Annotated in this window: 10 protein-coding genes; 2 read left to right on the top strand and 8 right to left on the bottom strand. The window is 28.6% G+C overall.

Annotation, left to right across the window (positions count from 1 at the left end; translation table 11 throughout):
• The first annotated feature begins 750 nt into the window (after window positions 1-750).
• Both KPL44_RS08160 and KPL44_RS08165 read left to right on the top strand, forming a co-directional pair.
• Window positions 751-1092 carry a PadR family transcriptional regulator gene (locus tag KPL44_RS08160; protein ID WP_071611957.1) on the top strand — a complete coding sequence of 114 codons (342 nt, stop codon included), beginning with the start codon at window positions 751-753 and terminating at the stop codon, window positions 1090-1092.
• Window positions 1085-1978: a permease prefix domain 1-containing protein gene (locus KPL44_RS08165; protein WP_216248586.1), complete on the top strand. Its 894-nt coding sequence runs from the start codon at window positions 1085-1087 to the stop codon at window positions 1976-1978. Before KPL44_RS08160 ends, KPL44_RS08165 begins: the two co-directional genes overlap by 8 nt.
• Before the next feature lie 117 nt (window positions 1979-2095).
• Here KPL44_RS08165 and KPL44_RS08170 read toward each other — a convergent pair whose 3' ends face one another.
• The 8 genes from KPL44_RS08170 to KPL44_RS08200 form a co-directional block, all read right to left on the bottom strand.
• On the bottom strand, window positions 2096-3961 hold the full coding sequence (locus KPL44_RS08170) for an FtsX-like permease family protein (RefSeq protein ID WP_216248588.1): 1866 nt from the start codon (window positions 3959-3961) through the stop codon (window positions 2096-2098).
• Window positions 3961-4707 (bottom strand): ABC transporter ATP-binding protein, encoded by a 747-nt coding sequence (locus KPL44_RS08175; RefSeq protein WP_216248590.1) that lies wholly within the window; start codon window positions 4705-4707, stop codon window positions 3961-3963. The genes KPL44_RS08170 and KPL44_RS08175 overlap by 1 nt, the downstream gene beginning before the upstream one ends.
• Before the next feature lie 17 nt (window positions 4708-4724).
• Window positions 4725-5573, bottom strand: a complete 849-nt coding sequence (locus tag KPL44_RS08180) for an undecaprenyl-diphosphate phosphatase (protein ID WP_216248622.1) — start codon at window positions 5571-5573, stop codon at window positions 4725-4727.
• Between the two features lie 167 nt (window positions 5574-5740).
• Complete coding sequence (locus KPL44_RS08185) at window positions 5741-6721, bottom strand: sensor histidine kinase (protein ID WP_216248592.1); 981 nt, start codon at window positions 6719-6721, stop codon at window positions 5741-5743.
• A gap of 1 nt (window position 6722) precedes the next feature.
• Window positions 6723-7424, bottom strand: a complete 702-nt coding sequence (locus KPL44_RS08190; RefSeq protein WP_216248594.1) for a response regulator transcription factor — start codon at window positions 7422-7424, stop codon at window positions 6723-6725.
• Window positions 7425-7486: 62 nt separating this feature from the next.
• Entirely contained in the window at window positions 7487-7621 is a 135-nt protein-coding gene (locus KPL44_RS25735) for a hypothetical protein (RefSeq protein WP_301182944.1), read from the bottom strand.
• Window positions 7596-7955 carry a hypothetical protein gene (locus KPL44_RS08195; protein ID WP_216248596.1) on the bottom strand — a complete coding sequence of 120 codons (360 nt, stop codon included), beginning with the start codon at window positions 7953-7955 and terminating at the stop codon, window positions 7596-7598. Before KPL44_RS08195 ends, KPL44_RS25735 begins: the two co-directional genes overlap by 26 nt.
• Window positions 7956-8454: 499 nt before the next feature.
• Window positions 8455-9113 (bottom strand): IS200/IS605 family accessory protein TnpB-related protein (locus tag KPL44_RS08200; protein WP_216248598.1); only part of this gene is annotated, 659 nt, incomplete at its 5' end.

The following is a 9113-nucleotide window of genomic DNA, read 5'->3' on the forward strand; positions in this document are numbered from 1 at the left end:
CTCGTGAGGGCGCAGACTGGGTGGCGACGTAATTGGTGCGTAGCAGCAATCAAATCCGCCTTTATCTGCCAAGGATTTTAGCGGGTTCACAAACCTTTTTCATATTCTATATATAAAAATACTTTCAGATAGTACGTATGATTTTTCGAGAGGAAAAGAGAAGTCAGACATACTTTTTTTACCATTTTTATGGTTTTCCTTATCAATAATATTGAGTGGTGGAACACTAGTGCTTTAGCAAAAGAATATTTTCAATCAAAAAACAGATTAAAAGACGAAAAGGATATATAAATTGCGGGCATAGAAAAGGAATATGATATGAGTATAAAAATACCAAATGCTAAATTTATTTGTAGTAAATGGAATAAGGAGTATAAACGACGACATATTGACAAGGAAGGCATTTTAATATAGTTGAGTAATTGAAATAGTAATGTATTTACTATTTTAAGAAATAAATATGTTACTATCTTTTATTTATCTAAATATTCATTTAGAATTTTTATTCCTTCACCTGTTATAAAATACCTTTTTTCACTTCCAACACATTTTTCTTTCTTATAAATTATTAAACCTCCACTCAGTTCTGAAATTATATTTCTTACAAATTTCTTCTTTCCGTTTTTAAAAATAAGGTATAGTTCATCTAGATTTAAACCTTGTTGAGATTTGCAGCTAAGTGCATTGCATAGTTATATACCTTGCATTATTAAGTACTACATGCTAATATATGGATAAGGGGTGAAAATATTGGAAATAGATAAGGAAATGCTGAAAGGGTATATTGATACAATATTAATGAGTGTACTTAATGACTGCACTATGTATGGATATGAATTAGCAAAAAAGGTAAGGGCGATTAGTGGGGAAACCTTTGAATTAAAGGAAGGAACACTATATTTGTCATTAAAAAGACTAGAAAAGAACGGGTATGTTAAATCATATTGGAGTGATAGTGAAAGTGGCGGCGGTAGACGGAAATATTACAATATCACTGATGATGGAATAGAGTATGTTAAAAGAAAAAGAATAGAATGGATTTTTATGAGAGAATTGATAAATAAGTTTCTTGGGGGTGTAAAAAATGAATAGTCAATCAAACATGAGCAAAGAAGGTATAGATTGCATAGAAAAGTATGTATCTAATCTTGCAATTGGTATTCAAGCAAGTTCAGATGAAATTAAAGATTTTAAAAATGAGATGAAAGCAAATCTATTGAGTAGTGTAGATGATTTATTAAGTCAAGGATATGAGGAAATTAATGCTGTTGAACTTGCTATAAAACGATTTGGAGAAGTAGATAGTATAAAAACAGAAATTAAAGAGGTATACAAAACAAAATACTTATATGCCAAAAAACTTTTAAACATAACGATAATTGTAGGTGTATTAGGAATTTTATTATCTTTTGGAGGGGTAATTCGGAAAAATTATTCCGTAGACAGACCAATTAATGATATATACTCAATTATAGAAAAAAACATGGGGAATGGTTCTAATCCTATCACAGATAATATGAAAAATAATCTTAAAGATAAGGTAGATAAATCTTTCGCTATTGACTATGTAACACTTCAAATTTTTGATAAAAACGATAAATATATTAATACAGATACAAATCTAAAGTATGATTATAATTATGCACCAAGAATGACTATTGATGAATTTGGTAATGGTCGTCCAAAAACATTATCAAGATTTGTTGCATATGCACAAAATTCTAAACAAATTGAAATTAAAGGTTCCAATAAGGGCATAATTGTAATTACTGAGACAAGAGATATTGGTTTTATGATTTTTCAGATTGTACCTATACTACTTTTGATTTACTGGGTTCTATTTGCTATTTGGGCAAGTATAAATTCTGTTAATAATAAGAGAAGTATTATTTGGATATTTGTATTTATACTGCTCAATGTTGTTGGGTATTTGATATATTATCTTGTTGGACGTAGTCTTATTAATAAAATTGATTAAGGAAACTATAATCATACGTACTATTTTATAGAATGTTAAGTAAAAATAAAATATAACAGCTCCTTGCAAACCATTGTTTACATGAAGCTGTTATATTAAATATTTATTTAAGAGTGTTTATAATAAACTTTTTCTAATCTCAAATAAATAGTTTTTTCTTATAATAAGAAAATATATAATTTGAACAATCAACATAATTCCTATGATCTGTAATGCGGGTACAGTTATCTCAATTCCAAAAGCACATTTTAATGAACTAATAGCAAAGAAAAAATGTACAACAGCAATTATATATGGGAGTAAAAATAATACCCCTATTTCAATATTTAACACCTTTTTTATTTCTTTATATGTTAATCCTATTTTATTCAATTGTTTATATTTCTTTTTATCCTCTATAAGATCCATGTAACACTTGTTATATAAGAAACTTGCTGTTGTTACAAAGAATATAAGTCCTATAAATATTGCACTACACAAAAGTACCCCATAGGCTATTTTATTCTTTTCTAATATATAAGCCTTTAGAAAATTATTATAATATTTATCACCTTTATCATTTCCAAACTTATTATAAAAATTATTACCTATGCTTAATGTATCCTTATAATTATTTACATTAAATGCTCCGAAGTAACACCTAGGCCCCTTCATTTTTTCATATACATCATCTTTAACCACATATGAACTATCATATAATGCTGGAATTACGCAACTATCACTCCCCCTAGCAATTTGTAATTTTGTTTCATCTAGAATAATATTTTTTCTTTTATTTTTATCTAAATACGAGACTAACATGGCCTCATTTTCTTTTAAATCAATAGTGTTTAGAGATAATGCTCTTGCTAATTTGTTATAAGTATCTTCTTTAATTATAGTCACTTCATCTTTAACACCATTAGGTATAATAAACTTCATTTCGCCATTAACTGTAGTATAAGATATTTCTTCCTTTTTCAATGAATTTTCTATAAAATCAATTTTGTAATCAACTTTAGTTTTATTATTATAGGTATCAACACAGAAAAATGATTGTGGGAAACTTTTATTTATCTGGGTCTCTTTATCTCTCCAATAAGCATATACTGACCCTATTGATGAAAGAGCAACTGTTGAAGTTATTGTAATTAAGAAAAACATTCTTGTATTGTCCTTTATTCTATATAACAAATTCGAAACCCATAATAGTGTAGTTTTCTTCATATAAAAATCTCTGTTTCTCTTAAGTACCTTAAGTACAAATACACTTAATTGAGAAAATAATAAATAGGTTGCTATAACAACCATTATTGTTACAGGTATTATTCTATAGGGTAGTATCTTTTCAGTTGATGTAATTGATAGATAATATCCTATAGTAAGCAATACTATACATATAATAGAAAAAATAGCTGATGATTTTGGTTCTAGTTTTGGTTTTTTAGTTCCTTTAAGTAATTTTAGAACCATATCTTCTTTTATAACCAATGAACAAAATATTGAAATTACTATCCCTATTAATATAAATGCAATTAAAGTAATAATCATAGCTTTTACTGGAATATAAAATCCTAGTGCATTAAGGCCTAATAACTTTCCGCTAGCTGCTAAAAGTATTTTTGAAAATACTATTCCTACTATAATCCCTACTACTCCCGATACTGAACTAATTATTATATTTTCAATATTTATCATTTTCTGTATTTGTTTTTTTGATGAACCTATTATATAAAGTATTCCAAATTCTTTATATCTACTTTTGAGAAAAACACTTACTGAATAAAATACAAAGAAACATAAAAATAAGTATGCAATTACAGTCGTAACATAAAGTGTATTTCTTATACTAGTAGGTAATTTAAGCACCACGAAGTCAGGATGGAATATAATCATAGTAAAAGAAAATAATAGTGTTGCAGATATGCTGCTGCTTAAAAAATAAGCGAAATACCCTTTTATATTTCTATACACATTTTTAGTGGCAAACTCTCTAAAATTCATTAGTTCTCTCCTCCCATTAACGCAAGCACATCAATAATTTCCTGGTAAAATTGTTTTCTGCTATCTCCCTTATAAATTTCATTATATATAGTTCCATCTTTTATAAAGAGAATTCTATTACAATAACTTGCTGAAAATGCATCGTGAGTAACCATCATCATAGTTACTTTTTCATCTTTATTTATTTTTTCAAATAATTCCATTACATTTTTAGCAGCTCTTGAATCCAAATTACCTGTTGGCTCATCAGCCAGCAGCAACGTAGGGTTATGTATTAAAGCTCTTGCAATAGCTGTCCTTTGGGCTTCTCCTCCTGATATTTCAAAAGTTCTCTTATTAATTAGTTTCTCTATTCTAAGTATCTTTAATATTCTATTAAGTTCATCATCCTGTTTTTTAACTGGCACTCCATCTAATGTAAGTGGAAGTACTATATTTTCACCAACAGTTAAAGTATCTAACAGGTTGAAATCTTGAAATACAAATCCTAATTCTCTCCTTCTAAATAAGGCAAGATCATCACCTTTAAGCTTTAAAGGATCTATATCATTTATTCTAATTTCTCCAGATGTAGGCTTATCTACTGTTGAAATCATATTTAACAGGGTTGTCTTACCACTTCCTGATGGCCCCATTACTCCTACAAATTCACCTTCGTCAATTGTGAAACTTATATTATCCACTGCACTGAATGTTACTTTTTGACCATATATCTTGCTTAAATTCTTTACTTTCATAATTTCCATATTGCCTATTCCTCCTATTATGTTAAAGTGATAGTATTAGTTAATACTAGTATCCAAAGTAAAATACCTACTACTATTCTATATACTGCGAATACTTTCATAGGTTTCTTTTTAAGATATTCAACAAATTTCCTCATAACTATTAAAGCTACTATGAAAGCCACAACAAATCCAACTATTAATGCAATCCATAATGATAACGTCATTGTAGAATAATCATATTCAAATAAGTCCTTGCCTGTTGCTCCTATCATAGCTGGAATCGCTATAAAAAAGGAAAACTCTGCTGCTATTGGGGTTGATAATCCAGCAATCCATCCACCCATAATTGTAGACGCACTTCTTGACATTCCTGGCCACACACAAAGAAGTTGTAATAATCCAACTTTGAATGATTGCATAGTGGTTATGTTATCTAAATTATCTACATTATGGTTTCTACCACCAAATTTTTTTTCAACTATTAGTAACAATAGTCCACCAACTATAAATCCTACTATAACAGCCTCTGGAGTAAATAATGTTTTTATCTTTTTATATAATACTACACCTACAATTCCCATTGGAATAGATGCTGTAATAACATTTACACCAAATTTGAATCCTTTCTTTCCTTCTTTTCCTCTAGTGAATATAAACTTAAAAAATTCTATTACGCTTTCTTTAACCTTATGCCAATACAAAACAACAACGGCCATTATTGCTCCAAGTTGAATTACAACTTCAAACATTTTTGCAAATTCGCCTTGAAAGCTAATTGCCCATCCAATTAATATCATGTGTCCTGTAGAAGATACGGGTATAAATTCAGTTATCCCTTCTACTATTGCGATTATGATTGATTTTAATATAAATATTATATTGATGATTTATCACCCCTTACAGACTAATTATTACTATATATAGCTTATAATAATAAGGCATAAATTACTATCTGCAGAGCTTACAGGAATGTGACATGGATGTAAGCTTTGCGATTTAAAATAAAAATAGCAAATGAATAGTTAAACTATCCATTCGCTATAAATTAAGCTTATATTTTAAATCCTATTGTAACCATCGTTCCTTTATCAGCAGTAGATGTTATCTCTATTTTATGACCTAAATTTACACATACCTCTTTAGAAATATATAAACCCATGCCTGTAGATTCTCCATATTTGCGCCCATTCTCTCCAGTAAAGAATAGGTCAAATACCCTTTTAATATCTTTCCTTGGGATTCCAATTCCATCATCAATAACGCTTAGTAAGATTTCTTTTTCTTTTTTGCAGGCTTTTATAATTAATTCCTTTCCCGTGCCTTTTGAGTAGTTTACACCATTAATAATAAGTTGATCTAACACAAACTTTATCCACTTTACATCGCTATATACTTCTATAGCACCATCTATTTCTACTCTAGGAGTTATTTTATTTTTTATGAAAAGCTTCTTTTCTTCATTTATTGTACCTATAACTAACTTCTTTAAAAAAATTCGTTCTACTATAAAATCATTTTGGAAAGAATCTATTCTTGCAAAATGCATTGCCATATTTAGACCTTTATTTAATTTATTAACCTCTTCTTCTATACTTCGTGCCTTTTCTTCTCCTGCATATTCTTGAAGTTGTAGCTGTATCACAGAAAGAGGTGTCTTCATTTGATGTACCCACTGATTGATGAAAGTTAAATGTTCATTATGAACTTTGTTACATTTTTGTATTTCTGCTTCATACAAATTATGTTGCTCCTTTAACAGCTCAGAAATATTTTCACTAAGATCCGAACTACCAAGTTCTAGGAAAGCATCATTTAAACAAATCAATCCATTTTTTAGCAATTTGTATAGTTGTCTATTTTTATAATATCTAAAAACTAGAAAGCACACAAGAATAAATGTATTAAAAATCAATATATATATAATTTCACCAAATCCTATAAAGTCCATGATGTTACAATATATAATTGTAAGGCTTAAACTTAATAAATATATAATAATATAACCTCTATTATACTTCAAAAATAAATTCATATTATTCCAACCTATCAGGCTTGTTTAATCTATAACCTGTTCCTCTTATAGTATCTATGCCTATACCTATTCCTAGACCCTGCAACCTTTTTCTTATCCGACTAATATTAACACTTAAGGTGTTTTCCTCAACAAACTCAATATCATCCCATATTTTTTCTAAAAGAAAATCTCTACTAACTACCTTGGGATACTTTTCCATAAGACATTCTAGGAGTATGCCTTCCCTTTTAGTAATAACTAATTTTTTATCATGAAACTGTATTTCTGACCTTTCTGGGTAGAACTTAAGACTATCAACTTCTACTATTCGTTCTTCTGCAGTATGTGAATAATCCCCAAAAGCTCTTCTTATATGACTTTTAATCTTTGCAATAACAACATCAAAATAAAACGGTTTAGTTATATAATCATCTGCGCCACTCTCTAAAGCCATAACTTGGTCCATTCCGCTATCTCTTGCAGATATGAATATTATAGGAATCTTTGATTGTTGTCTTATTTTCCTACACCAATAAAATCCATCAAATTTAGGTAAATTAACATCTAACAATACTAAGTCTGGACTGTACTTATTGAATCCTAACAATATTTCTTCAAAGTTTTCAACTATCGTCACCTCAAATCCATACTTAGCTATGTAGTCTTGTAATAAATTACTTATTGATAAATCATCTTCTACAATATATATTTTGTATTTCATATTTATTTCTCCCTAAGTTAGTATCTTGTAAACACATTTGTTAATTAATTATTTATTACTTTTTACCATTCCGCTGAGTTATGTGTTTTTACATCTTCAAATATCTTTTTCTCATTTTTTATTACATCAATAATATGGCTTTGAAATTCTTTCACATTAAAATTCTGTTCATTATTTTTCTTTAATTCTGTCTTCATAAAGACTTTCCTTTGCTACAAAGTTAGTTATAAATTGTGGATCTGTAAAAGTATAATCTTTAGAAATAACTATCGGTGATACCTCATAATTTCCATTTGAAGGTATTTCACAAGAATTAGGTGATGAGTATAAGCCTGCCCAATAATTTTCTGCTGCATCAGATTTTATTTGTTCTGCATCTAGTTTTCGTCTATTTTCCAGTAATTCTTCTTGCGTTACACTGGATACTTTCATTTTTTCTGCTTTAAATGTTTTATTTATATCTATTTTGTAGTTGTTTAAACTAGGAAAGGATGTTTTTATATCCATTGCCATATTTAGCCACTTTAACATTAATTAAATTTAGTAATTATATACTAAAATGCATTAGTCCTTAATATTATTATCGTAATTTATATTAACATCTTTATACCTTTAATGGTTTAAATATACAATTAGAGCATCGATTCTATAAAATTTATTATGTAAATCGTAACCTAGAAGAAAAGGTCACAAAAGGTCTAAAATTATTAAAGTAATCTTATATATAATCGATAATTCAACATACGCACCACTTATAGAAGTGGGCGATTGTAAACCGCAAAAGCGGTCCAGTTCTCATTGAACTAAGAACCGTAAGAAACAATATCCTTGTAACATAGAGCTTGTTTAGTATTCTAAACAAGCTAATTTTTATAATAAGCTACAAGTATAATTATTTCATGAGTAGCTCATAATTAATGCACCCCTATCACGTAAGTGCCTTCACTGCGTAGCAACCTTAGATTTTAGGGTAACTATAAGCTATAAAGCCATTTTTTATTTTTATATTGAAGTAATTTATGTGAATAATTTAATTAAAACTAAACTTTATAATAGGCTTTTCTTTGAAGACAGCATAATTGCTTACTATAGTATCTTTTACAAAAGCTTTTAAATTCGAGTATCCGAAGGTGTTTGAAATTTTATATAAATACTGTATTTTAAGTGTCTTTAACTCTTTGGACAGCACCCTCCAATTGGTTGTAAATGTTCTATACATAAAAGGTATTTTCTCTTTATACCCAAGAGCTCTACGAGCTATACAGAATGCCGCGGATACATGAATAGATATTCCTTTAGCTTTCATATATTTTATTTTACCCATTTGGCTAGTGTATGCTGGATTTACATAAAATACGGCTAAATTTTCTTTAAAAGCCCTGGAACTGATTGCTTCAATGATTTTTTTATGAGCAAACATACTGATTTTCATATTTCGTTTAGTATTCCCATAAGTTAGTTTGGATTTACTGATGTTTTTAATATCCTCACCAGCAAGTGGTTTATTTTTATCCCTGGCTATTTGAACAAGCCCTAAGGCACTCTTTTCTAAAATTTTTGAAATTTGCCCTGAAGTTTTATTTGCTATATTAAAATGTATAGTGCCAAAGTCTAATAGGTTTCCGATGCAATCAGTTTCACTCCATGCAATATGGTCGTAGTTTATATCATAGCCTACAATTCCATTTG

Origin of the sequence: Clostridium sp. DSM 17811 (assembly GCF_018861905.1) — a bacterium.
Lineage (GTDB): Bacteria > Bacillota > Clostridia > Clostridiales > Clostridiaceae > Clostridium_AD > Clostridium_AD frigoriphilum.